Genomic DNA, 23,389 nt, shown 5'->3' on the forward strand with positions numbered 1-23,389 from the left:
TCCGGTGCTGGTGAGGACCAGATTGGCCGAACGCGACATCATCTTGGCGTATCGGATCGCGCCCACCAACGGGGCACCGGGCTGGTAGCTGCTCATGAAATCCTTCCGCTCGCGCAGGATCGACGCATAGGATTTCAAATCTGACATCAGCAACCCTGCGGACAACGCAAGGCTGACAACAAAGGTCACTATCGGCGTTACAGCCGCCCTGATCCGCGTCTGGGGTCGAATGGGCACCCACATCACGATGAGCGCGGGCAACACGCCGAAGACAATAATATGGGTGATGTAGCTAGGTGTTATCAGATGCCGGGATTCCGCGACGGTGGTCACCATCACATTCTGGATCATGTCGCGGTCAACGATAATGCCAAGTGTATCGACGTAATAAGACGTCATGGCGGCCAGGATGAGCATCGAGACCAGAAACGGTTTAACCGTCCATGGGTATGCGAACAGGCTGAAGGCGGCCAACGTCAAACAGAACACAGCCCCCATAAAGCCGGCGAGCGACAATAGGTGGCCCGAGAAGACATCCCTTGAGATGTTCCAGAATGTGCTATTATCGACACTGAACACGAATGCGATGGAAAGAACGGTCAGCAGCACGGGGGAGATGCTTATCCGTTCACGCAGAACGGCTAGCCGGGATAAAAGGGTCTTCACAGAGGCCATAATAGAGCTTTCGCAGATTTAGATGCGTGCTCATGACCAGCGTAAGCTTACGAAAAGCTTACGATCGGAATTTTTCATTTTTAAAAGGTAAATAGTACATGGAGAACGAAATCGGCGACGCAGCAGTTCGAGAAAGGCCCGGGCTCGTGCGCCTCCTTGCGTGGTACGCGATATTTGGCTGCATCCTGTTTTCGGTGATGATCCTGATCGCGGATTTTGTTGTTCCTGACCACGACTGGATCGCCGACACCATCAGCGATCTTGGCGCGGGTGAATATGAATATATTGTCGATATCGGCATCTATGCGTTTTCGGCTTCACTGATATCGGTCGCTTTACTTGCCGCGCATATTCATCTGGGCAATTGGCGCTGGAGCGTCGGGATCGTGGGCTTCACCGTCTTGGGGCTGATTGTCTTCCTTGTTGGCGCGCGGAATGAATACGGCGACAACGACAGCGATGGCGTCGTGATCCATAGCTACTTGGTCTATGCTCTTGGCCTTCTTATGGCGATCTTGCCGTGGTCCATGTCAGAAGGGACGCGCTGCTGCGGTGCGATATACGGCAGAAACCTTGTCGGTCTCTCCGCGCTCTGGACCGTCTCGGCACCGGTCTTTTTCATGCTACCCACCGATGTCGACGGTCTTTACGAACGGTATCTCGGTGTGATTGCGATGGCGACGGTGATCACTCTGGCGATGTTGTTTCTGCGCCGGCAGGGGCGCGGATAGGGTCACGGCTGCGGCATGCGGCAGCGTCTGATGCGTCTGGCGAAAGCAAAGCAGCCCCGCCGGTCATCCGGCAGGGCTGCGCTTTGTGTCTTACAGGCTCGCGTCCAGCGCGGCGAGGATTGCGTCGCCCATTTCCGAGGTCGAGATGGGGGAGCCGCCTTCGGGGCCCATCAGATCCGCGGTGCGTGCCCCATCGGCGAGCACTTTTTCAACGGCTTTTTCCAGACGCGCGGCTTCATCGCCTTGGTCGAAGGAATAGCGCAGCGCCATTGCAAAGCTGAGGATACAGGCGATGGGGTTCGCCTTGCCTTGACCCGCGATATCGGGGGCAGAGCCGTGGACGGGCTCGTACAGCGCTTTGGGGCGGCCATCGGCATTTGGCGCACCCAACGAGGCAGAGGGCAGCATCCCCAGCGAGCCTGTCAGCATCGCGGCACAATCGGACAGGATATCGCCGAACAGGTTGTCGGTGACGATCACGTCGAACTGCTTGGGCGCGCGCACCAGCTGCATCGCGCCGTTGTCGGCGTACATGTGGGACAGCTCGACATCGGGGTAGTCTTCGTCATGCACCTTCTGCACGACTTCGCGCCACAGGATGCCGCTTTCCATGACGTTGGCTTTCTCCATCGAGCAGACTTTGTTGCCCCGACGACGCGCCAGTTCAAAGGCTGACCGTGCGACACGGTCGATCTCGGATTCGGTGTAGCGCTGTGTATTGATGCCGACGCGCTCGTTGCCTTCCTCGAAAATTCCGCGGGGTTCGCCAAAGTAGACACCCGATGTCAGTTCGCGCACGATCATGATGTCGAGCCCGGCAACGAGGTCTTTCTTCAGGGAGGAGAAATCCGCCAGCGCGTCGAAACACTGTGCCGGACGCAGGTTCGAAAACAGGTCCATTTCCTTGCGCAGGCGCAGCAGGCCGCGCTCGGGTTTCACGCTGAAATCAAGTTCGTCGTATTTCGGCCCGCCAACGGCACCCAGCAGAACAGCATCCGCCGCCAGCGCTTTGGCCATCGTGTCGTCATGCAGGGGGGTGCCGTGTTTGTCGTAGGCGGCACCGCCGACCAGATCGTGATCCACGTCAAAGGCCAGATCGCGCTTGTCGCCAAACCAGTCGATGATGCGAACAACCTGGCCCATGACCTCGGGGCCGATGCCGTCACCGGCGAGGATTAGCAATGTGGGGTTGGCCATGCGATGTCTCCTGAAAAATACGTTGATAGCGGGGTAGCGCGGGGAGGCAGAGGGGTCAAGAACGGCTAGCGGTCAAGATCGGCCCAGACCACGCCATGGCGGCTGGCAGCAGGGTCGCGGGCCACACCAGCGGCGACGATGCGCCAGTCGGTTGAGGGCAGTAGATAGTCGACACGCATATCGCCCAAACCGTCGAAGGTGACGGTGGGCTGACCCGCCAGCGGGTCTTGCAGCGCGGGTTGATCCAGCAGCGTCTGGATCGCGGCGCGCAGCCCTTCGCCCTTCGCCGGATCAAGATTTGCATCCCCCAGCAGGATAAAACGGTCTATTGGCGGCGGGCCGAAGGTGCCCGCCAGATAGTGGTCCCAGAAGAGGATTTCATCATGGTTGCGTTTGCCGTTGCGGTCCTCTGGTCCGTCGAACACAGGGGGCGTGGCATAGAAGGTCAGCAGGGTCAGGGGCGCTTGATCTGGGATGTCGAGGGGCACGACCCATGCCCCGTGCGAGGCAAGCCGCTGCACCTCTTGCGCCGCGGCAGAGGGGAAGGGGGCACCGTCCGTCTGCGGCAGCAGCGCATCGGGCAGGTCACGCCACAGAAAATCGCTGTAATCCTGAACATCGGTGCGCAGCACGGGATAGCGCGACAGGATCGCCATCGCGCCCGCGCCGAAGAAGCGGCCATAGCCCTGACCATCGCGCGCGCCGCCCGTTTTACCGTCGCCGTCCATATCCAGACCCGTAGGCCGTCCCGCATTCGGGGGCAGCGCGAAACGGTAGGGGTAAGTGGGGCCAGCCTCGCCAAGCCTGTCCGCCAAAGCGCCAAGCGTTGTGCCGCCAAGATCGTAATCCACCCCCTGCAGCACGATGATATCGGCAGCAACATCCGCCAGCAGGCGCGTCACAGCGGTAATCTGCGGGTCCGCCCCTTTGGCAATGTCGCGCAGCAGCAGACCCGGTCCGGCCCGCGATAATTCGGTGTTGAAGGTGGCGATGCGCAGGGGCTCTGCAACCGCGGGGGATGCGGCCAGCAGGACGCCTGCGATCAGGCTGGCTGCAAGCCGTGATCTTTCTCCGCCTCGTCGGCATAGGCGCGACGGCGTTTCTCTTCGATCATCTCGGCGATCTTGCCCATGGCAATGCCGCGCATGATGATGCTGGCAGGAAGGAAGGCCCATGCGGCGACTGTCCAGATCTGGGTGTGCGGGTTTTGCAGTGTAATCGGGTCTAGCAGATCGGCCGCCGCTTTGACTACTGCGGGGATCAGGAAGGGCAGAAGGAAGCCAAGCGCGATATTGATCCGTGCGTCGCGTTGCAGGCGATAGATGACATCGCCGCCCGCGGTCGGGTCAAAGAGCGGCAGGTTCACCCAGACGTTAAAGGCCCCCTGACGCACGGGCCAATTCATGATGCGCACCAACACCAGAAACGCACCCATCGAGATCAGCGAGATCAGATAGGCCATGCCCGCGGACGTACGGACCGATGTCACCAGTGCGTCGCTGGCGCTTTCGGGCAGCATCAGGACAATCATGCGCACCGGCGAAAAGGGGAAATCCATCGCATTGCCAAGGATCGTCCCGATAGAGGTCATGGCACCGCCCAGAACCGAGGGGCTGACCTTTTGCTTCAGGATCAACGTCAGCAGGATGATGGTGACCAGCAAACAGACATAGCGCAGCCGGTTGAAGGGTGCCGCGTCGCGGAATTCGATGATGCTGGGGAAGTTCGAGTTGTATTCGATGAACGTCAGAAAGCAGGCGATCAGCGCCACCAGCATTGTGATCTGGCTGGAATCGTTCAACGCATCGGGTAACATGAGGGCGGGCGTTGCAATCAACAATGCTACCAGAATGCCACGCGCTGCCGCGCCGGATATACGTGCAATCACAAAACTACCCTTCCAAACTGGCCAGCCACGATTCTTTGCCGCGTGCTTGTTCCAACTTGATGCCCTCGGGTGTCGAAGGCCTGCCTCAGAATTGCCTCAATTGTGTCTTCTTTCGCCACATTCCTCAAGCCCGTTCCTGACGATGCGCGCGGATCTGAGACATTTTGAGCGCAGGTGTGGTGCGATATTGCATCATAGCTGCGGCGAAAATGACGCAACCCGCGGTCTGTTGTGGGCAACAAAGCGGTGCCCACAACCATGTATAGAACTCAACCCGTGGTTAGGTCAAGCGCGCCAGCTCGTCGGGCCGGGCCCGTGGGGGTCAGACCCAGGGGCGTGCCTGTGCAGCGGCAGATTCGAAGCTGTCGATAGAGGCCGCTTTTTCCAGCGTCAGACCAATATCGTCGAGCCCGTTCATCAGGCAGTGCTTCTTGAACGCGTCAACCTGGAAGCTGATGACTTCACCGTCAGAGCTGGTGATCGTCTGCGCTTCAAGATCCACTTCGATCCGCGCGTTAGAGCCTTTTTCGGCGTCTTTCATCAACAGGTCTACCTGCTCTTGCGGCAGGGCGATCGGCAGGATGCCGTTCTTGAAGCAGTTGTTGTAGAAGATGTCCGCAAAGCTGGGCGCGATGACACAGGTGATGCCGAAATCGGCGATGGCCCAAGGCGCGTGTTCCCGCGAAGAACCACAACCGAAGTTATCGCCTGCCACAAGAATCTGCGCGTCACGGTATTGCGGTTTGTTGAGCACGAAATCCGGTACTTCGTTGCCGTCGCGGTCATAGCGCATCTCGTCAAACAGGTTCACGCCAAGGCCCGACCGTTTGATCGTTTTCAGGAACTGCTTGGGGATGATCATATCGGTGTCGATATTCACCATCGGCATGGGGGCCGCGATCCCGGAAAGTTTGTCGAATTTGTTCATGGTTTTGTTGTCCTTTGATCTGCTGGCCGCTTACGCGTCGAGCTTGCGGATATCGGTCAAACGTCCGGTAAGAGCGGCAGCGGCAGCCATCGCGGGGGACATCAAATGGGTGCGCCCCTTAAAGCCCTGACGGCCCTCGAAGTTGCGGTTCGAAGTCGATGCGCAGCGTTCGCCCGGTGCCAGTTGGTCGGGGTTCATCGCCAAGCACATGGAGCACCCCGCAAGGCGCCATTCGAATCCGGCATCCTTGAAGATATCGGCAAGCCCTTCTTCCTCGGCCTGCGCCCGCACAAGGCCGGAGCCGGGGACGATCATGGCGCGCATGCCGTCCTTGATCTTCTTGCCCTTCAGAACCGCCGCCGCAGCGCGCAGGTCTTCGATGCGGCCGTTGGTGCAAGACCCGATGAACACGGTGTCGATCTCGATATCGGTCAGCGCCATGCCTTCGGTCAGACCCATGTATTCGATCGCGCGTTTCGCCGCGTCGACCTTGCCGCCGGTGAAGTCGGATGCCGCGGGCACTTTGGCGGTGATGGGCAGAACATCCTCGGGCGAGGTGCCCCAGGTGACGGCTGGCGCGATGTCTTCGCCCTTGATGGTGATGACCTTGTCCCAATGGGCGTCGTCATCGGAATACAGTGTTTTCCACCAATCCATCGCGGCTTCCCACTGGGCACCCTTGGGCGCGTGGGGGCGGCCTTTGCAATATTCGAACGTCTTGTCGTCCGGCGCGATCAGGCCAGCGCGCGCGCCGCCCTCGATGGCCATGTTGCAGACGGTCATGCGGCCTTCCATCGACAGGTCACGGATCGCCTCGCCGCAATATTCGATGACATAGCCGGTGCCGCCCGCCGTGCCGGTTTCACCGATCACGGTCATGGTGATGTCCTTGGCGGTCACACCGGGGGCAAGCTTGCCGGTGATCTCGACCTTCATGTTCTTGGATTTCTTCTGGATCAGCGTCTGCGTCGCCAGCACGTGTTCCACCTCTGAGGTGCCGATCCCGTGGGCCAGCGACCCGAAGGCACCATGTGTCGCGGTGTGGCTGTCGCCGCAGACCACGGTCATGCCGGGCAGGGTCCAGCCCTGTTCAGGGCCGACGATATGCACGATGCCCTGACGCACGTCGGACACGGGGTAGTAGTGCAGGCCGAATTCCTTGGCGTTTGTATCAAGGGCGGCCACCTGAACGCGGCTGTCTTCGGTCATCGTCGCGGCGTTGGCGCGGTCCAGCGTGGTCGGCACGTTGTGATCGGGCACAGCGATGGTCTGGTCGGGGCGGCGCACGGTGCGGCCCGTCATCCGCAGCCCTTCAAAGGCTTGCGGGCTGGTCACTTCGTGGACGAGGTGACGGTCGATGTACAGAAGGCAGGTGCCATCGTCGGCCTCGTGCGCGACATGGGCATCCCAGATTTTGTCATAGAGCGTTTTGGGGGACATGTGGTCCTCTCCCGTATGTTATGTAAGCGAAGTATAGGGGTGTACGAAAGACGAGCGCCAAGGCGCGGGCGGGCGTTTATAGTCGCGCCAGCACGGTGTGGGTTGCCCCGAAAAAGCGTTCGCGCAAGCGGGCGCGGTCGCAAATGTCGAACAGATCGTCTGAAACATGTGTCATAGCGGCTTAGCTAGACGCTTTCGGCCATGTGATCAAGGATTCTGACGGTGTGCGGTGGTGGCGCGGCTGCATCGGATCACGTGGTTGTGCACGGACGCGGGTATCCCTTCTTGCGCGGTGCGCGGGATTGTCCCACCATTGAAGCCCTGTACAAGTTTCTTGCCTTGAAAGTTCATGATGACCCCAGACCCCTTTGCCCATTTCCTTGAGAGTATCCAGGCGTTGATCGCAGGGGGGATCGGATTGGCAGAAAGCCTGATGCAGCCCGGCTGGCGTCAGTACCAGATGTTCATCCTGCTCGGGCTTGCGCTGATATCATGGGTGCTGCATCACGCCACGGGCAACTGGCTGCAAAACTGGGTCCGCTCGCGCGAGGGTTGGTCTAAGTGGCAGTTGCGCATGGTGGTGCAGGTCAAGCGGCGTCTGGGGCTGATGTGGTTCGCCCTGCTGGCAGGGACGGTCTATCTGGTGATGCAGAACATCACCTGGCCGTCGCGGTCCTATCTGATCGGCATATTCGCAACGCTGGTGGCGGTCTGGGTCTGTATCGCCTTTGCGGCGCGGCTGGTGCGCAACCGCCCCATGCGGCGTCTGGTGACATGGGGGCTGTGGATCTACGCCACGCTCTATGCGCTGAACGTGGTTGATGATGTCTCGGCGTTTCTGGATTCGGTGGCGCTGTCGATCGGGGATTTCCGGCTTTCGCTGCTGACGGTGATCACCGCGCTGGTGGTGATCGGTCTGTTCTTCTCTGTGGCGCGGATCATCAGCCAGACCAGCGCTGCCACGATCCGCAAGAACGAAGACATCAGCCCCTCTATGCAAGTGCTGGCGGTGAAGGGCGTACAGCTGACGCTTTATGGCATCGCGTTCTTTATGGGGGTCAAGGCCGTCGGGATTGACCTTACCGGGCTTGCGGTGCTGTCGGGGGCGATTGGTGTGGGCCTTGGTTTCGGCCTGCAAAAGGTCGTGTCGAACCTTGTGTCGGGGATCATCATCCTCATCGACAAGTCGATCAAGCCGGGGGATGTGATCAGCCTTGGCGATACCTTTGGCTGGATCCAGACCTTGGGTGCGCGCTATGCCTCTGTCGTGACGCGGGACGGGAAGGAATATCTGATCCCGAACGAGGACCTGATCACCGGTCAGGTGGTGAATTGGTCCCACTCCAACGATTTTGTGCGGCTCGATATCTATTTCGGCACGGCTTACGGGGATGATCCCCATGTGGTGCGCAAGCTTGCGGTAGAGGCGGCAAGCGGGGTCGAGAGGGTGCTGAGCTTTAAAGCTCCGGTCTGTCATATCGTGGGCTTTGGGGACAGCAGCGTCGATTACATCCTGCGCTTCTGGATCAAGGACCCGACAGGCGGTCTGACCAATATCAGGGGCAATGTTTATCTGGCGCTTTGGGATGCGTTCAAAGAGCACGGCATTTCGATCCCCTTCCCGCAGCGCGAGGTCAAGGTTCTGGACGACAGCAAGCTCGCCCTGTCCCGCGCCGGTGCAGGTGCCGGATCAACACAGGAATGAGCGGCGGGAATCAGCGGGGCCGTGAGCCTGTCGTGACTGCACCCGAACCGCCACATTCCCCTGTCGCGGGCGCATGGCAGCTTTGCGACGCTGTGGCACGACTGCTAACCCGAGCTGGACAAATGGCATATGCGCCTACCGGCCAGACCTTCATGGCGCTGCGAGGAGGGTGGTCGTCGTACCCCCTGACAACGCCAGTGTCGTCAGCAAAAATTCACAGCGGACAAGAGTTTGCCCGTCAGGGCATGCCATTCTCTGGCCGCGTCAAGGGCGGCCCGTCAAGGCAGTGGTATCGCGGCTCTCGGAGCGGGCCCGACTGGCGCGCGCCGGTAAATGCCGGTCATGGCCGCTTGTCATTGAAATTTCACTTCGGCGTGCCTATTCTAGGACATCCCCAGCGCCGGGGGACTGTCGGCGCGTCTAAAGGAGGACAATGTCCTGTCAACGCTTTCAAATGCAGTTCCGACTGCTACCCCGCAGGCAGCCCTGATGACTGCTGAACAAAACACAGCCACAAGCGACGCTCTGCTGGCTTCAATCCTTTCCCAACTTGACGACGACAAAGCCGAAGAAGTTGTGCAGATCGATCTGCGCGGCAAAACGGCGATTGGCGACTATATGGTTGTGTGCTCGGGCCGGTCTTCGCGTCAGGTTTCGGCAATCGCCGAAAAGCTGGCTCAGATGGTCAAGGACGACTATGGCCGTTCGCCCAAGGTCGAAGGCAAGGAAACCGGCGACTGGGTGCTGATCGACACAGGCGATGTGATCGTTCACGTGTTCCGTCCGGAAGTCCGCGAATTTTACCAGCTGGAGAAGATGTGGATGACCACAGAAGCCCCAGCCGTGATGCCGCATTAAGCTGCCTTTCAGGCAGGGATCATGCGTGTTCACATCTGTGCGGTCGGGCGTTTGCGCGCCGGACCGGAAAAAGACCTCATTGATGATTATCTGAAACGGTTCGATCGAACCGGTCGCGCACTGGGCCTTGGGTCCGCGCGCGTGATCGAGGTTGAGGATAAGAAAAATGGCGGTATGCCCGCCGAAGCCGCGCTGTTGCGCCGCGCCATTCCTGCGGGGTCGTTGATCTGCGTGATGGACGAACGGGGGAAGGTCGAAACCTCACCGGATTTCGCCAACCGTCTAGGGGGCTGGCGCGATCAGGGGCGGGGGGATCTGTGCTTTGTCATCGGCGGCGCGGATGGCATCGACAAAGAGCTACGCCGCGAGGCGGATCATGCGCTGTCATTCGGCAAGATGGTCTGGCCGCACATGCTGGTGCGCGTCATGCTGGCAGAACAGCTGTATCGCGCCGCCTCGATCCTGTCGGGCGGCCCATACCACCGCGAATAAATCCGCCAGCTCTGGCGTCGAGCCACGCCCAAATCTTACTTGATCTGGACCTTCTTGATCTCTTTCCCCCAACCGGCCTGCGTATCGCGGGCCTGAATGCCGACCTCTGTCGTGCCTGCGGGCAGCTCAACGCCGGACAGGGAACGAGTCAGCGGTTGTTCGTCCACGTGGGGGTGGATCAATTCGCGGATCGCCAGCTGGTTGCCATCGGCATCCAGAATGCGCCACGCGTCCGAAAAGTGTTCCCAGCCGGTATCATTATGACTGATCGTCACGTCGAACTTATAAAGGCCGCCCTCTTTCGACACGCGCACCGAGTTGATGGAGGTCGGGTCCGCCGCAGCGACCTGTGCTGCAACCAGCAGCGGAATGGAAAGGATCAATTTGTACATGAATACACCAATGTCTGAAAACAGACATATAGACTAGCCTTGCTCATTTTCCAATAGAATGCGCCGTGACAGTGACGTGAACTCGCGTCGCCAGATGATGATGACGGTGACCATGGCCGCGATGGTGAGGGGGATCGGGCCGACGATCCAGCCCAGACTGGCCAGCGCAAAATAAAGCGATCGCAACCCCCGATTGAAACTGCGCGCGGCGGTGATGTTGATTTCTGCCGCCTTGGATGCCAGCGGGGGTGCGCGGCGGTCTTCGGGGTCATTTGGGACGGCGGCCATAAGCACCGAACAATAGCCAAACAGCCGGTTTGACCAGACGAATTTCAGAAAGCCGTTGGTCAGAAAGAACAGTGGCAGCAGCATTTTGAATTCCCACACCACGGTGGGCAGCTCGGTCAGGGCAAGGTCTTCGACCACCGTCGACAGACGCTCGCTGTTGCCCAAAAGCGCCAGTGTCCCGCCCAAAGCGATCATGCTGGTAGAGGCGAAGAAAGCCGTGCTTTGCCGCAGGGTGCTGATCATCTGCGAATCAAAGATACGCGGCTGACGGGTGATCATCTGGGTCATCCATTCGCGCCGGTATTGCGCCATGATCAGCGACACAGAGGGCTTTGCGGGGTTCGGGTGTTCGATGCGCCAGCCAATGGCCAGCCAGGCGCAAAAGATTATCGCCAAAGCGGCATAATCCAGCGGTTGAAACAGGGCGATGCGATCCATCCAAGTCATGCTAAGCTGCATACGCCGACGGGTTCTATGTTGCCAATGTCTTTAATTGGTCATATTATTTTACCAAACTGGAGGTTCGCCATGGAAATGCCTATTCCCAGCCAAGCCGTGATCGCGCGCAAGACGCGTGTGGTTGATCGGCTGCGTCAGGTTTTGCCGGCTGATGCTGTCATCTCGGATGAACGCGAGACGCGGGCCTATGAATGTGACGCGCTGACCGCCTATAAATGTGCGCCGATGGTGGCGGTGTTGCCCTATACCACACAGCAGGTGTCGGACGTGTTGCGCATCTGCCACGAAGAGGGCGTGCCCGTCGTGCCGCGCGGGTCCGGTACGTCGCTGGCGGGGGGCGCGCTGCCCACGGCGGACTGCGTGATCCTTGGCGTGGCGCGTATGAACGAGGTGATCGAAACCGATTACCCCAACCGCATCATCAAGGTGCAAACCGGGCGTACCAACCTGAGCGTCACAGGCGCGGTCGAGGAAGACGGTTTCTTTTACGCGCCCGACCCTTCAAGCCAGCTGGCCTGTGCCATCGCGGGCAATATCGCGATGAATTCGGGCGGGGCGCATTGTCTGAAATACGGGGTAACGACCAACAACCTCATGGGCGTTACGATGGTCTTGATGGATGGCGAGGTGATCGAGGTCGGCGGCGCGCATCTGGATGCGGGCGGGCTGGACCTGCTGGGGCTGATCTGCGGCTCTGAAGGGCAGCTGGGGGTCGTCACCGAAGCCACGCTGCGCATCCTGCACAAACCCGAAGGCGCGCGGCCCGTGTTGATCGGGTTCGACGACAACGAGGTCGCGGGGGAATGTGTCTCTGACATCATCAAGGCGGGTGTCTTGCCCGTCGCCATCGAATTCATGGACCGCCCGTGTATCGAAGCGACGGAGGCCTTCGCCAAGGCTGGTTATCCCATGTGCGAGGCGTTGCTGATCATCGAGGTCGAAGGCTCCGACGCGGAGATTGACCACCAGTTGGGTCTGATTTCCGACATCGCGCGGCGGCACAATCCGGTGGAGCTGCGGCAATCCAAATCCGCAGAGGAAAGCGCCAAGATCTGGCTGGGTCGGAAATCGGCCTTTGGCGCGATGGGGCAGATCAACGACTACATGTGTCTGGATGGCACCATCCCGGTGTCCTCGCTGCCCTTCGTGCTCAAACGCATCAAGGAACTCAGCGATCAGTTCGGGCTGAAGGTCGGTAATGTGTTCCATGCAGGCGACGGTAATATGCACCCGTTGATCCTGTTTGATGCCAACAAACCGGGTGATCTGGAGCTGTGCGAGGCATTCGGGGCCGAGATCCTCAAGCTCTGCGTCGAGGTGGGCGGCTGTCTGACCGGCGAACATGGCGTCGGGATCGAGAAACGCGATCTGATGCATGTGCAATACGCCCCCGACGATCTGGAGGCGCAGATGGCGGTGAAGGATGTGTTCGACCCCGCATGGCTGCTGAACCCCGCCAAGGTCTTTCCGCTGGATGCGTCAGAGACACGCCGCGCCGTGGCGCTGGCGGCGGAATAACCCGCGCCTGATTAACTGCTGATCTTCAACAGATCACACGCACGACGAAGGAGCCGAGACATGGCCATCACATCCGAAGAGACGCTGGTCGATGCGGTCAAAGGTGCCGCTGGCCCGATCTCGGTTCAGGGGGGCGGCACGCGCGGCCTGCCCGCGACAGGTCAGATCATGCGCGTCGCGGGGCTGCAGGGGATCACGCTGTATGAACCCGGTGCGCTGACGCTGGTCGCGAAACCCGGCACCCCCGTGGCCGAGATCGAAGAGGCGCTGGCCGCCGAAAACCAGCGTCTCGCGTTCGAACCGATGGACCATCGCGGACTGTTGGGCACCAGCGGCACGCCGACGATCGGTGGGGTGATGGCAGGCAATATCAGCGGGCCGCGGCGGATTTCGGTCGGGGCGGCGCGGGACTTTTTGCTGGGGGTGCGCTTTGTCGACGGGCGCGGTGCCGTGGTCAAGAACGGCGGGCGCGTGATGAAGAATGTCACCGGCTATGATCTGGTGAAGTTGATGGCGGGGTCTTACGGCACTTTGGGTGTGCTGAGCGAGGTATCGATGAAGGTGCTGCCACGCCCTGAAACGCAGGCGACCTTGGTGTTGCACGGGCTGGACGATGGGGCCGCTGTGGCCGCGATGGCCCGCGCCCTTGGCAGCCCGTTCGAGGTGACAGGGGCCGCCCATGACCCTGCCACCCGCGAAACCGCACTGCGCATCGAAGGGTTCGAGGCATCGGTCAGCTACCGTCTGAGTCAGCTTCAATCCTTGCTCGCCGGCGCGGGAGCAGAGGTCGAGCAACGCGACGCAGCGGCGACGCAGGCGCTTTGGTCCGGCATCCGTGATGTGGCGGCGTTTCACGAGGGGCAGGGTGATGTGTGGCGCGTGTCGTGCAAACCCTCTGACGCGCCGGGGATCGCGGCGCGGTCGGGGGCAGAGCGCTGGACCTATGACTGGGCGGGCGGGCTGATCTGGCTGCGCTGCGCCGCGGGCCATGATCTGCGCGCGGCCATCGGGCCGATGGATGGGCATGCAACGCTGGTGCGGGCTGATGCGCAGACCAAGGCGCGCTTGGGCGTGTTCCACCCCGAATCCGCCGGTGTGGCGCGGCTGACAGCGGCCTTGCGGGCGCAGTTCGACCCCAAGGGCATCTTTAACGCGGGCCAGCTGGACCGCGCGGCATGAGCTTGCTTGCGGTCTTCCTTGTCGTCTTTATCGGCGGGCCGTTGGTGTTCCGCCTCTTGACCCGTGGCAAGCCTGACCGGCGCAGCCTGCGTGCGCTGGTGCTCTTGGCTTTTCTCTGTGCCGTGGCGGGGATGGCGATACGCTATGGCGTGGCGCAGTATTGGGGCGAAAACCTGCTGGCGTCGATGGGGGCGATTGCCTGTATCTGGCTGGGCTGGATCGCCGTTCTGGCCTTTGTCGCGCAGGTGTTGCGCCGCGCCTATCCCGGCGCCGTCACGCAGCGCTGGACCAATGTGCTGGGGATCTTGGCCACCACGCTGCCCTGGTTCGGCCTGATCTGGGCCAGCACCGTCGCCGCTTAACTCTTTACCTCGCCAGGGTCTCGTGCCCGCAATGCCGGAGCTTTCATGCAAACCACATTCACCGCAGAACAGTTGAAACACCCCGCGACGGCGCGCAGCAACGAAATTCTGCGCGCCTGTGTGCATTGCGGCTTTTGCACCGCCACATGCCCCACGTATCAGGTGTTGGGTGACGAATTGGATAGCCCGCGCGGGCGTATCTATCTGATCAAGGACATGCTCGAAAACGATCGCGATCCGGATGAAAAGACGGTCAAACATATCGACCGCTGCCTGTCCTGTCTGGCGTGTATGACCACCTGCCCCTCGGGCGTGCACTATATGCATCTGGTGGATCATGCCCGCGATTACATCGAAAAACGCTACAAACGGCCCTTCAGCGACCGTGCCCTGCGGTGGATTCTGGCGCGTATCCTGCCCTATCCGACGCGGTTCCGGCTGGCGCTGCTGGGGGCGAAGATCGGGCGGCCCTTCGCGCGGTTGATGCCCGACGCGCGGTTGCGTGCGATGATCGAGATGGCCCCCAAGACGATCCCGCCGGTCAGCCCCAACGATGACCCGCAAAGCTTCCCCGCGCAGGGGGCACCGCGCAAACGGGTGGCGCTGATGACGGGCTGTGCGCAAAAGGCGCTGAACACCGACATCAACGACGCCACCATCCGCCTGCTGACACGGCAGGGCTGCGAGGTGGTCGTCGCCGAAGGCGCGGGCTGCTGCGGGGCGCTGACCCATCACATGGGCAAAACCAGCGAAAGCCACGCCACAGCGGCGCGCAACATCAAGGCATGGTGCGCCGAGATGGACGGGCAGGGGTTGGACGCCATCGTCATCAACACCTCGGGCTGTGGCACCACGGTGAAAGACTACGGCCATATGTTCCGCAATGACCCGCTGGCGGCGGATGCGGCGCGGGTGTCGGCGATCGCCAAGGATGTATCCGAGGTGCTGCACGATCTTGCGGGGGGTGCAGACCCAGACGCCATGCCCAACCCCGCCAAGGGGGATATCGCGGGCATCGACGCGCCAAAGGCCCCCGCGCCCGCCCATCACGGCCTGACCGTGGCCTATCATGCGGCCTGTTCCCTGCAACACGGCCAGCAGATCAAAAGCTACCCCAAGGATTTGCTGAAACGCGCAGGCTTTACCGTGGTTGAGCCTGCGGATTCACATCTGTGCTGCGGGTCGGCGGGGACGTACAACCTGATGCAGCCCGAAATCTCTAAGCAGTTGAAAGACCGCAAGGTCAGAACCCTGCAGGCCAAGAACCCCGACGTGATCGCGGCGGGCAATATCGGCTGCATGATGCAGATCGGATCGGCCGCGGGCGTGCCCGTGGTGCACACGGTAGAGTTGCTGGATTGGGCGTCGGGTGGGCCGAAGCCTCCGGCGTTGTCGCGAGAAAAAGGCGCAAATTTGCAGATTCCTCGCCTCCGCTAGGGTTTTCGCCGCATTTTCGCCTTATCTCGCAGCTAGGAGAGGCTAAAGACCAGACCTCACCGAAGTAGGAGCGATATCCGTGCGCCGTTGGGTAGCCATCTCTATCATGTGCCTGACCGTCGCGACGGCTGGGCTTGCTCAGGATGCGCGGCTGCGCAGGCTGGACACGGGGGTGGATGCCGGCGCGTGGGAGGCCGTGGGCCGTCTGGATATCGGCGGTAAGGGGTTTTGCACCGGCGCGTTGATCGCGCCCCGTCTTGTGCTGACGGCGGCGCATTGTCTGTACGACAAGGAAAGCAAGCAGCGCATTGATCATGGCGAGGTAGAATTCCTTGCCGGTTGGCGCAACGGGCGGGCGGGGGCCTATCGCAATGTGCGCCGTGCGGTGGTGCATCCCGATTATGTCTACGACGGCGTCGTATCCTCGGATCGTGTGCGCAACGATCTGGCCCTGCTCGAACTCGACCGGCCGATCCGCAATACCACGATCAAACCCTTCGACACCGCCCGCCGTCCGCGCCGCGGCGACCAGTTGGGGGTAGTGAGCTATGCCAAGGACCGGTCAGAGGCACCGTCCCTGCAAGAGGTCTGCAGCGTGCTGGCCCGCCAAGAAGGCGTGCTGGTGACCACATGCTCCGTCGATTTCGGGGCCAGTGGTGCGCCGATCTTTACCTTTGAAAACGGGGTGCCGCAGATCGTGTCCGTCGTATCCGCCAAGGCCCATGTCGAGGACAAGGAAGTGTCTCTTGGTACCGCGCTTGGTGCGCCGCTGGCCCGGCTTCAGGCGGATCTGGTGGCGGGCAAGGGGGTGTTCCAAGGCGGAGGTGTTGTTAGCAAGCGCATCACGTCAGAGGATCGCCGCCGCACCACCGGCGCGAAATTCGTCAAACCCTGACCTTGTCGTCAGGGGTGATTTTGTCCCCTTGAAACGCGATTTACCCATCCCCACATGCATGTCACCGGAACGCCTGTTGAGGGTTCCGGCAGACAACCCAGGGTCTGTCCATGGTGGAAGGCCTGAATGATTATCGCTCAAACGAGGATGAATACCTATGCGTAGTTTTGATTTTGCACCGCTGCACCGTTCGACTGTCGGCTTTGACCAGATTGCCAATCTGATGGATCGCGTGATGGCCAACGACGCACCGCAGCCAAGCTATCCCCCTTACAACATCGAAAAACTGGACGATGATTCCTATCGTATCAGCATCGCCGTCGCCGGCTTTACCGAAGGCGACCTGAGCGTTGAAGTCCGTGAAAAATCGCTGATCGTCTCGGCGCGCAAAGCTGATGAAGATACGGATAAAACCTATCTGCATCGTGGCATCGCGACCCGCGCGTTCGAACGCCGCTTCCATCTGGCGGATCACGTGCAAGTGACCGGCGCGGCTCATGCCGACGGTATGCTGCACATCGATCTGGAACGTCAGGTGCCCGAAGCGCTTAAACCGCGCCAGATCCAGATTGCGCGTGCGCCAAAGGCGATTGAAAAGGATGTGGTTGACGCGAACACCGTCAACTAAGCGTCCCCTCTGTGACAGACGAAGCCCGGTGCATTTGCGCCGGGCTTTTTTGTGCGCGTGGGGGCTAGGTCACAGTTGTTGACTTAAAATAGCGCAATGGGCACAGTGCCCCGATCCAGTCGGGGGAGGAACGCCGGATGTCACTGCAGGAAATATTTGCCACACGCGCCAATCGCATGAAGGCGTCGGAAATTCGCGAGCTGCTCAAGCTGTTGGACCAGCCGGATATCATCTCTTTCGCCGGTGGTATTCCTGACCCTGATCTGTTTCCAAAAACGGCGTTTCAGGACGCTTTTGCCGAGGCGCTGAACGGGCCGATGGCGGCGCAGGGGTTGCAGTATTCCACCAGCGAGGGGCACAAACCGCTGCGTGTCTGGATTGCCGCGCAGATGCAGGCGATCGGTATTCCGGCGACGCCGGACAACATCCTGATCACCTCGGGCTCGCAGCAGGCGCTGGATTATCTGGGCAAGCTGTTCCTGTCGCCGGGGGATACCGCGCTGGTGGGCTGGCCGACCTACCTGGGGGCCTTGGGCGCCTTTAACGCCTACGAGCCGCGCTATGACAAGCTGGACCCGCTGAGCAACCGCAGTGGTGCGGATTATACCGCCGCCGCGAAAGAGGCAGGCGGCGCGGCCAAGTTCGCCTATCTTTCCGTTGATTTTGCCAATCCGACAGGGGCCACGGTCAGCCGCGCCGCGCGCGAGCGGGTGATTGATCTGGCCGAGGAAATGGACATCGCCGTGATCGAAGACGCAGCCTATCAGTCGCTGCGCTTTGACGGCGACGCGATCCCGCCGATCCTCGCGCTTGAGGCCGAACGCCGGAACGGTGATCTGGAAGCCTGTCGGACGATCTATTGCGGCAGCTTTTCGAAAACACTGTCGCCCGGGCTGCGTGTGGGCTGGGTCTGCGCCGCGATGCCGGTGATCTCGCAACTCGTGTTGATGAAACAGGCGGCGGATCTGCACAGTGCGACATTGAACCAGATCGCCGTGGCCTCGGTCGCGGAGCAGCATTTCGACAGCCACATCGACACGATCCGCAACGCCTACCGTGCACGTCGCGATGCTATGCTGGAAGCGCTGCAGGCACATATGCCCGATGGTGTGAGCTGGACCAAACCCGAAGGCGGCATGTTCATCTGGGTGACACTGCCCGACACGCTGGACGGGGCCGATCTGCTGAAACAATCGCTGGAAAGCGAACGGGTCGCCTTTGTACCGGGGCACGCGTTTTTCGCGGACGGGTCGGGGCGCAATACCTTGCGGCTCAGCTACTCCACCTCGACCGAAGGCAAGATCGCGGAAGGGATCGAACGCTTGGGCCAGTTGATCACCCGCGTGCTGAACGGCTGATACGAAAACGGGCGGCAGGATGATCCCGCCGCCCGTTTCTAATCCCGGATGATCCGCAGGTCAGACCGACATGCAGATGTATTTCATCTCGAGGTAATCCTCGATCCCGTGGTGGCTGCCTTCGCGGCCCAGACCGGACTGTTTGACGCCGCCAAACGGCGCGACCTCGGTCGAGATGATCCCGGTGTTCACACCCACGATGCCATACTCCAGCGCCTCTGCGACCTTGTACACGCGGCTTAGGTCTTTGGCGTAGAAGTAGGATGCGAGGCCAAAGATCGTGTCATTCGCCATCTCAATCACGTCGTCTTCGTTATCGAACTTGAACAGCGGGGCGAGCGGGCCGAAGGTTTCCTCTTTCGAGACTTTCATATCCTGCGTCACACCGGTGATGATGGTCGGCGCGAGGAAGTTGCCCTCCATCTTCTCTTCTTTGCTGCCCAGCAGGATTTCGGCACCTTTCGACACCGCGTCCTCGACATGTTCTTTCACCTTCTCGGAGGCATCGCCGTTGATCAGCGGCCCCAGCTCTACGCCGTCTTCAAAGCCGTCGCCGACCTTCATCTTTTCAACGCGGGCTTTCAGCTTTTCAGCGAAGGCGTCATAGACACCGGCCTGCACGTAGATGCGGTTCGCACAAACGCAGGTCTGACCGTTGTTGCGGAACTTGCACAGGATCGCGCCTTCGACAGCGGCGTCCAGATCGGCGTCGTCAAAGACGATGAACGGCGCGTTGCCCCCCAGCTCCATCGAGCATTTCATGACCTGATCGGCAGCCTGTTTCAGCAGGATGCGGCCCACTTCGGTTGATCCGGTAAAGGTCAGTTTGCGCACTGCGGGGTTTTCGCAGAACTCCTTGCCCACGGCAGAAGAAGAGGACGACGGCAGCACGTTGAACACGCCTGCGGGGATGCCCGCGCGTTCGGCCAGCACACCCATCACGATTGCCGACAGCGGTGTTTCCGCAGCGGGGCGCGCCACAAAGGCGCAGCCGGCGGCCAGCGCGGGCGCGGCCTTGCGGGTGATCATCGCGTTGGGGAAGTTCCAGGGCGTGATCGACGCGGCCACGCCGATGGGCTGCTTGATCACGGTAATCCGCTTGTCGCGCTGGTGGCCGGGGATGGTCTCACCGTAGACGCGTTTGGCCTCTTCGCCGAAGAATTCGATAAAGGACGCGCCATAAGCGATTTCGCCTTTGGCCTCGCCCAGAGGCTTGCCCTGTTCAGCGGTCAGGATGGCCCCCAGATCGTCTTGGTTTTCCATCATCAGGTCGAACCATTTGCGCAGCACGGCGGCGCGTTCCTTGCCGGTCCAGCTCGCCCAGTCTTTCTGGGCGGCGACGGCGGCGTCGATGGCTTCCTCGGGGATTGGTTCTTGCTGGGTGAAGCTGCCGGCGAACACCTCTGCCGTGTCAGATACCATGTCAGACAGCACCGATCAGACGGGTGACGATGTCGGGCAGGTCGTCATAGTGGTCCAGCAGGGCTTCGGGGCCAAGTGCCGCCATATCATCGCCCGAGGGACCAAAGGAGACCAACACGCAAGGCACCCCCGCCGCGCGCGCCGTCTCGCGGTCGGTATTGGTATCGCCCACAAGCAAGCACAGCGCGGGGTCGCCCCCGGCACGCCGCGCGGTTTCGAACAGATGCTCCGGATCGGGTTTGCGGATCGCCAGCGTATCGGCCCCCACCATCGCGCCAAAGGCATCGCGCACGCCAAGCTTGGTCAGCAGCGTATGGGCCAGCCCCTCGGGTTTGTTGGTGCAGATCGCCACGCGGTAGCCCGCGGCTTTCAACGCCTCCACCGCCTCCATCGCGCCGGGGTACAGCACGGTATGGGTGTCGATCTCGCGGCCATAGGCTTCGAGCAGCATGGGATAGTAGCGGTCGATGGTCTCGGCGTCGTCGGCGCGCCCCAAGCGTTCCATGCCCAACCGCAGCATCGCCCGGCCGCCTTTCAGCGCCGTGCCTGCATCGGACTTGGCATCCAGCACATCGCCCTCGCCCATGTCGCGGAAACAGGCATTTGCCGCGGCGATCAAGTCTCCGCTGGTGTCCGCGAGCGTCCCGTCGAGGTCGAATACGACTGTTTTCATCGGCATTCCTTTGCTGAATGTGTTGCAGGCGGAAATCTTCTTTGATGACCCCTAGCCTTGCGCAAAATCGCCAACAAGGTAAAGAGAGCAGACATTAAATTGATTAAAGAGATTATACATGGAAGTTGCACTGATCCTTTTGGCCGCAGGCAAAGGTACCCGTATGCAATCGGATCTGCCCAAGGTTCTGCATGCGGTCGCCCACGCACCACTGTTAGAGCACGCCATGGCATCAGGTGCCGCGCTGTCGCCTGCCCGCACGGTCGTTGTTGCAGGCCACGGGGCAGATCAGGTCCGCGCCGCAGCGCAGGCATTTGACGACGAAGCACAGGTCGTCGTGCAAGAGGAACAATTGGGCACCGCCCACGCCGTTGGTCAGGCGCGCGAGGCGCTGGCAGGCTTCGACGGCACGGCCATCGTGCTTTATGGCGACACGCCTTTCGTCCAGACCGAAACGCTTGAAAACATGTGCGCAGCACTTGAGACGAATGATGTCGTCGTTCTGGGCTTCGACGCTGCTGATCCTGCGCGCTATGGCCGTTTGGTGATGCAGGGCGACAGCCTTGACCGCATCGTTGAATACAAAGACGCCACGGATGAAGAGCGTGCGATAACCCTTTGTAATAGCGGCGTTGTCGCGTGCAAATCCAATCTGCTGTTTGATCTGATTGATGCGGTCGGCAACGACAACGCATCGGAAGAATACTACCTCACCGATATCATTGGCATTGCACGGGAACGCGGGCTGAAAGCCACTGCCGTCACCTGTGACGAGGCCGAGACGATGGGCGTGAACTCCCGCGCGGATCTGGCCGCTGCCGACGCGGCGTTCCAGTCGCGCGCCCGTGCAGCCATGCTCGAGGACGGTATCACGCTGATGGCCCCCGATACGGTCTATTTCGCCCGCGACACCTATATCGGCCGCGACACGGTGATCGAACCCAATGTGGTCTTTGGCCCCGGCGTGACGATTGAATCCGGTGCCACCATCCGCGCCTTCAGCCACCTTGAAGGCTGCCACGTCGCACGCGGCGGGGTCATTGGCCCCTACGCCCGCCTGCGCCCCGGTGCAGAGCTGTCCGAGGATGTGCGCATCGGCAATTTTGTCGAGGTAAAGAACGCGCAGATCGCCGAAGGGGCCAAGGTGAACCACCTGAGCTATATCGGCGACGCGACCATCGGCGCCAAAGCCAATATCGGCGCGGGCACGATCACCTGCAACTATGACGGCGTGATGAAGCACCACACCCATATCGGGGCCAACGCCTTTATCGGGTCGAACACCATGCTGGTGGCCCCCGTGCATATCGGCGACGGAGCGATGACGGGATCGGGGTCGGTCATCACCTCGGATGTGGAGGCTGACGCATTGGCGCTGGCGCGCGCGCATCAGGTCGAGAAACCGGGCATGGCGCGGAAATTGTTGGAAATGTTAAAGGCCAAGAAGGCCAAACAGCAGAGAGGCAGCTAATCATGTGTGGTATTGTCGGTATCCTTGGCCAACACGAAGTTGCGCCTACCCTTGTCGAAGCCCTGAAACGTCTGGAATATCGCGGCTATGACAGCGCCGGTATCGCGACGATTGACGCGGGCAAGCTGGACCGCCGCCGCGCGGTCGGAAAACTAGTGAACCTGTCGGATCTACTGGTGCACGAACCGCTCGCCGGGAAGTCGGGCATCGGGCATACCCGTTGGGCGACCCATGGTGCGCCATCGGTCACCAATGCGCACCCGCATCAGGCGGGGCCGGTGGCTGTCGTGCATAATGGCATCATCGAAAACTTCCGCGAGCTGCGCGCCGAACTGGCCAAGGACGGCGTTGAATTCGTGACCGAGACGGACACGGAAACGGTCGTGCTGCTCACCCAGAAATACATGGCCGAAGGGTTGGGCCCTGTAGACGCCGCGACCAAGACCATTGCGCGGCTGCATGGGGCTTTCGCGCTGGCGTTCCTGTTTGACGGTGAAGAAGATCTGATGATCGGCGCGCGCAAGGGGGCTCCGCTAGCCGTCGGCTATGGCGACAACGAGATGTATCTGGGCAGCGACGCGATTGCGCTGTCACCCATGACGGACCGTGTGACCTACCTCGAGGAAGGCGACCGCGCCGTGCTGACCCGCACGTCGGTCAAGATTTACGACGCCAATGATGCCCCTGTTGACCGAGTGGTCAAGAAGATCAGCCTGGACACCACCCGCATCGACAAGGCCGGCCACAAGCACTTTATGGCGAAAGAGATCGCAGAGCAGCCCGCTGTGATTGGCGAGGCCCTGTCGCGCTATCTCACCGCGGACGGAGAGATCATGCTGCCCGATCCGGGGCTCGATTTCACCAAGATCGACCGTATCACTATGGTTGCCTGCGGCACGGCCTTCTACGCCTGCCTGACCGCGAAATACTGGTTCGAACAGATCGCCCGCATGCCGGTCGAGGTCGATGTCGCGTCGGAATTCCGCTATCGTGAACCGCCCATCTCGGACCGGACCATGGCGCTGTTTGTCAGCCAGTCGGGCGAAACCGCCGACACGCTGGCCGCGCTGCGCTATTGCGCGGGCAAGGCCGATCTCATCACTTCGGTCGTCAATGTGACTGAATCCTCCATCGCGCGGGAAAGCAATCTGGCGTTGCCGATCCACGCGGGGGTCGAAGTGGGCGTCGCCTCTACCAAAGCCTTTACCTGCCAGTTGACCGTCTTGTTCCTGGTGGTGCTGAAAGCTGCCGTGGACCGCGGCGCGATCACCAAGGAAGAGCTGGCCGATTATGTCTCTGGTCTGCGGTCCATGCCGTCGCTGATCAACACCGCGCTCGAACAGAACGCCGCCCTGCGCGACGAAGCCTACAAGCTTTCCTCGGCCCGTGACGT

At 61.0% G+C, this 23,389-nt stretch carries 24 protein-coding genes; 13 read left to right on the top strand and 11 right to left on the bottom strand.

Annotated features, from left to right (window positions below; all coding sequences use genetic code 11):
* The coding region (locus B3849_RS01750; RefSeq protein ID WP_286779736.1) for a DUF1705 domain-containing protein at nucleotides 1–675 on the bottom strand (675 nt) is incomplete at its 3' end.
* Nucleotides 676–773: 98 nt separating this feature from the next.
* Between B3849_RS01750 and B3849_RS01755 the strand changes: the two genes are divergently transcribed.
* Complete coding sequence (locus tag B3849_RS01755; RefSeq protein ID WP_278374806.1) at nucleotides 774–1,406, top strand: DUF998 domain-containing protein; 633 nt, start codon at nucleotides 774–776, stop codon at nucleotides 1,404–1,406.
* Nucleotides 1,407–1,496: 90 nt separating this feature from the next.
* Here the strand turns inward: B3849_RS01755 and leuB are convergent, their stop codons facing one another.
* The 6 genes from leuB to B3849_RS01785 form a co-directional block, all read right to left on the bottom strand.
* Nucleotides 1,497–2,603 (bottom strand): 3-isopropylmalate dehydrogenase, encoded by a 1,107-nt coding sequence (leuB, locus tag B3849_RS01760; RefSeq protein ID WP_009825849.1) that lies wholly within the window; start codon nucleotides 2,601–2,603, stop codon nucleotides 1,497–1,499.
* Nucleotides 2,604–2,668: 65 nt separating this feature from the next.
* Nucleotides 2,669–3,634: an endonuclease/exonuclease/phosphatase family protein gene (locus B3849_RS01765; RefSeq protein ID WP_414718008.1), complete on the bottom strand. Its 966-nt coding sequence runs from the start codon at nucleotides 3,632–3,634 to the stop codon at nucleotides 2,669–2,671.
* Between the two features lie 11 nt (nucleotides 3,635–3,645).
* Nucleotides 3,646–4,491 carry a hypothetical protein gene (locus B3849_RS01770; protein WP_005851026.1) on the bottom strand — a complete coding sequence of 282 codons (846 nt, stop codon included), beginning with the start codon at nucleotides 4,489–4,491 and terminating at the stop codon, nucleotides 3,646–3,648.
* Between the two features lie 322 nt (nucleotides 4,492–4,813).
* On the bottom strand, nucleotides 4,814–5,419 hold the full coding sequence (gene leuD, locus B3849_RS01775; protein ID WP_005851028.1) for a 3-isopropylmalate dehydratase small subunit: 606 nt from the start codon (nucleotides 5,417–5,419) through the stop codon (nucleotides 4,814–4,816).
* 30 nt (nucleotides 5,420–5,449) lie between these two features.
* Entirely contained in the window at nucleotides 5,450–6,859 is a 1,410-nt protein-coding gene (gene leuC, locus B3849_RS01780; protein WP_037942994.1) for a 3-isopropylmalate dehydratase large subunit, read from the bottom strand.
* A 76-nt stretch (nucleotides 6,860–6,935) separates the two neighbouring features.
* Nucleotides 6,936–7,034 carry a hypothetical protein gene (locus B3849_RS01785; RefSeq protein WP_037942997.1) on the bottom strand — a complete coding sequence of 33 codons (99 nt, stop codon included), beginning with the start codon at nucleotides 7,032–7,034 and terminating at the stop codon, nucleotides 6,936–6,938.
* A 174-nt stretch (nucleotides 7,035–7,208) separates the two neighbouring features.
* Here B3849_RS01785 and B3849_RS01790 point away from each other — a divergent pair, with 174 nt between their 5' ends.
* The 3 genes from B3849_RS01790 (at nucleotide 7,209) to rlmH (ending at nucleotide 9,914) form a co-directional block, all read left to right on the top strand.
* On the top strand, nucleotides 7,209–8,564 hold the full coding sequence (locus B3849_RS01790) for a mechanosensitive ion channel family protein (protein ID WP_278425408.1): 1,356 nt from the start codon (nucleotides 7,209–7,211) through the stop codon (nucleotides 8,562–8,564).
* Nucleotides 8,565–9,053: 489 nt separating this feature from the next.
* Complete coding sequence (gene rsfS / locus B3849_RS01795; RefSeq protein ID WP_005851034.1) at nucleotides 9,054–9,422, top strand: ribosome silencing factor; 369 nt, start codon at nucleotides 9,054–9,056, stop codon at nucleotides 9,420–9,422.
* Nucleotides 9,423–9,443: 21 nt separating this feature from the next.
* The gene (gene rlmH, locus B3849_RS01800; protein WP_278425407.1) at nucleotides 9,444–9,914 is read left to right on the top strand and encodes a 23S rRNA (pseudouridine(1915)-N(3))-methyltransferase RlmH; all 471 of its coding nucleotides are present in this window, start codon (nucleotides 9,444–9,446) and stop codon (nucleotides 9,912–9,914) included.
* Nucleotides 9,915–9,949: 35 nt separating this feature from the next.
* Here the strand turns inward: rlmH and B3849_RS01805 are convergent, their stop codons facing one another.
* A complete protein-coding gene (locus B3849_RS01805) occupies nucleotides 9,950–10,306 on the bottom strand; it encodes a hypothetical protein (protein ID WP_278425406.1) in 357 nt (118 codons plus the stop codon).
* Nucleotides 10,307–10,339: 33 nt separating this feature from the next.
* Nucleotides 10,340–11,041: a DUF599 domain-containing protein gene (locus B3849_RS01810; protein ID WP_037954554.1), complete on the bottom strand. Its 702-nt coding sequence runs from the start codon at nucleotides 11,039–11,041 to the stop codon at nucleotides 10,340–10,342.
* Between the two features lie 81 nt (nucleotides 11,042–11,122).
* Between B3849_RS01810 and B3849_RS01815 the strand changes: the two genes are divergently transcribed.
* The 7 genes from B3849_RS01815 to B3849_RS01845 all read left to right on the top strand — a co-directional run bounded on the left by B3849_RS01815 (nucleotide 11,123) and on the right by B3849_RS01845 (nucleotide 18,430).
* Nucleotides 11,123–12,571 (top strand): FAD-linked oxidase C-terminal domain-containing protein, encoded by a 1,449-nt coding sequence (locus tag B3849_RS01815; RefSeq protein ID WP_278425405.1) that lies wholly within the window; start codon nucleotides 11,123–11,125, stop codon nucleotides 12,569–12,571.
* A 60-nt stretch (nucleotides 12,572–12,631) separates the two neighbouring features.
* Nucleotides 12,632–13,750: an FAD-binding protein gene (locus B3849_RS01820; protein ID WP_278425404.1), complete on the top strand. Its 1,119-nt coding sequence runs from the start codon at nucleotides 12,632–12,634 to the stop codon at nucleotides 13,748–13,750.
* Nucleotides 13,747–14,112: a hypothetical protein gene (locus B3849_RS01825; protein WP_278425403.1), complete on the top strand. Its 366-nt coding sequence runs from the start codon at nucleotides 13,747–13,749 to the stop codon at nucleotides 14,110–14,112. Before B3849_RS01820 ends, B3849_RS01825 begins: the two co-directional genes overlap by 4 nt.
* A 45-nt stretch (nucleotides 14,113–14,157) precedes the next feature.
* Nucleotides 14,158–15,549, top strand: a complete 1,392-nt coding sequence (gene glcF / locus B3849_RS01830) for a glycolate oxidase subunit GlcF (RefSeq protein ID WP_278425402.1) — start codon at nucleotides 14,158–14,160, stop codon at nucleotides 15,547–15,549.
* A 106-nt stretch (nucleotides 15,550–15,655) separates the two neighbouring features.
* Nucleotides 15,656–16,444 (top strand): trypsin-like serine peptidase, encoded by a 789-nt coding sequence (locus B3849_RS01835; protein WP_005851046.1) that lies wholly within the window; start codon nucleotides 15,656–15,658, stop codon nucleotides 16,442–16,444.
* 157 nt (nucleotides 16,445–16,601) lie between these two features.
* Nucleotides 16,602–17,072 (top strand): Hsp20 family protein, encoded by a 471-nt coding sequence (locus B3849_RS01840; protein ID WP_005851048.1) that lies wholly within the window; start codon nucleotides 16,602–16,604, stop codon nucleotides 17,070–17,072.
* A gap of 137 nt (nucleotides 17,073–17,209) precedes the next feature.
* The gene (locus B3849_RS01845; RefSeq protein WP_286779737.1) at nucleotides 17,210–18,430 is read left to right on the top strand and encodes a PLP-dependent aminotransferase family protein; all 1,221 of its coding nucleotides are present in this window, start codon (nucleotides 17,210–17,212) and stop codon (nucleotides 18,428–18,430) included.
* 60 nt (nucleotides 18,431–18,490) lie between these two features.
* Here B3849_RS01845 and B3849_RS01850 read toward each other — a convergent pair whose 3' ends face one another.
* Nucleotides 18,491–19,852: an NAD-dependent succinate-semialdehyde dehydrogenase gene (locus B3849_RS01850; RefSeq protein ID WP_286779738.1), complete on the bottom strand. Its 1,362-nt coding sequence runs from the start codon at nucleotides 19,850–19,852 to the stop codon at nucleotides 18,491–18,493.
* Between the two features lies 1 nt (nucleotide 19,853).
* Complete coding sequence (locus B3849_RS01855) at nucleotides 19,854–20,525, bottom strand: HAD-IA family hydrolase (protein ID WP_278424797.1); 672 nt, start codon at nucleotides 20,523–20,525, stop codon at nucleotides 19,854–19,856.
* A 118-nt stretch (nucleotides 20,526–20,643) separates the two neighbouring features.
* Between B3849_RS01855 and glmU the strand changes: the two genes are divergently transcribed.
* Nucleotides 20,644–21,996, top strand: coding sequence for a bifunctional UDP-N-acetylglucosamine diphosphorylase/glucosamine-1-phosphate N-acetyltransferase GlmU (gene glmU, locus B3849_RS01860; RefSeq protein WP_278424796.1), 1,353 nt, complete (start codon nucleotides 20,644–20,646; stop codon nucleotides 21,994–21,996).
* 2 nt (nucleotides 21,997–21,998) lie between these two features.
* Nucleotides 21,999–23,389: glutamine--fructose-6-phosphate transaminase (isomerizing) (glmS, locus tag B3849_RS01865; protein ID WP_286779739.1), on the top strand; the 1,391-nt coding region annotated here is incomplete at its 3' end.

It is taken from the genome of Sulfitobacter sp. UBA4523, from assembly GCF_002388305.1.
Classification (GTDB): domain Bacteria; phylum Pseudomonadota; class Alphaproteobacteria; order Rhodobacterales; family Rhodobacteraceae; genus Sulfitobacter; species Sulfitobacter pontiacus.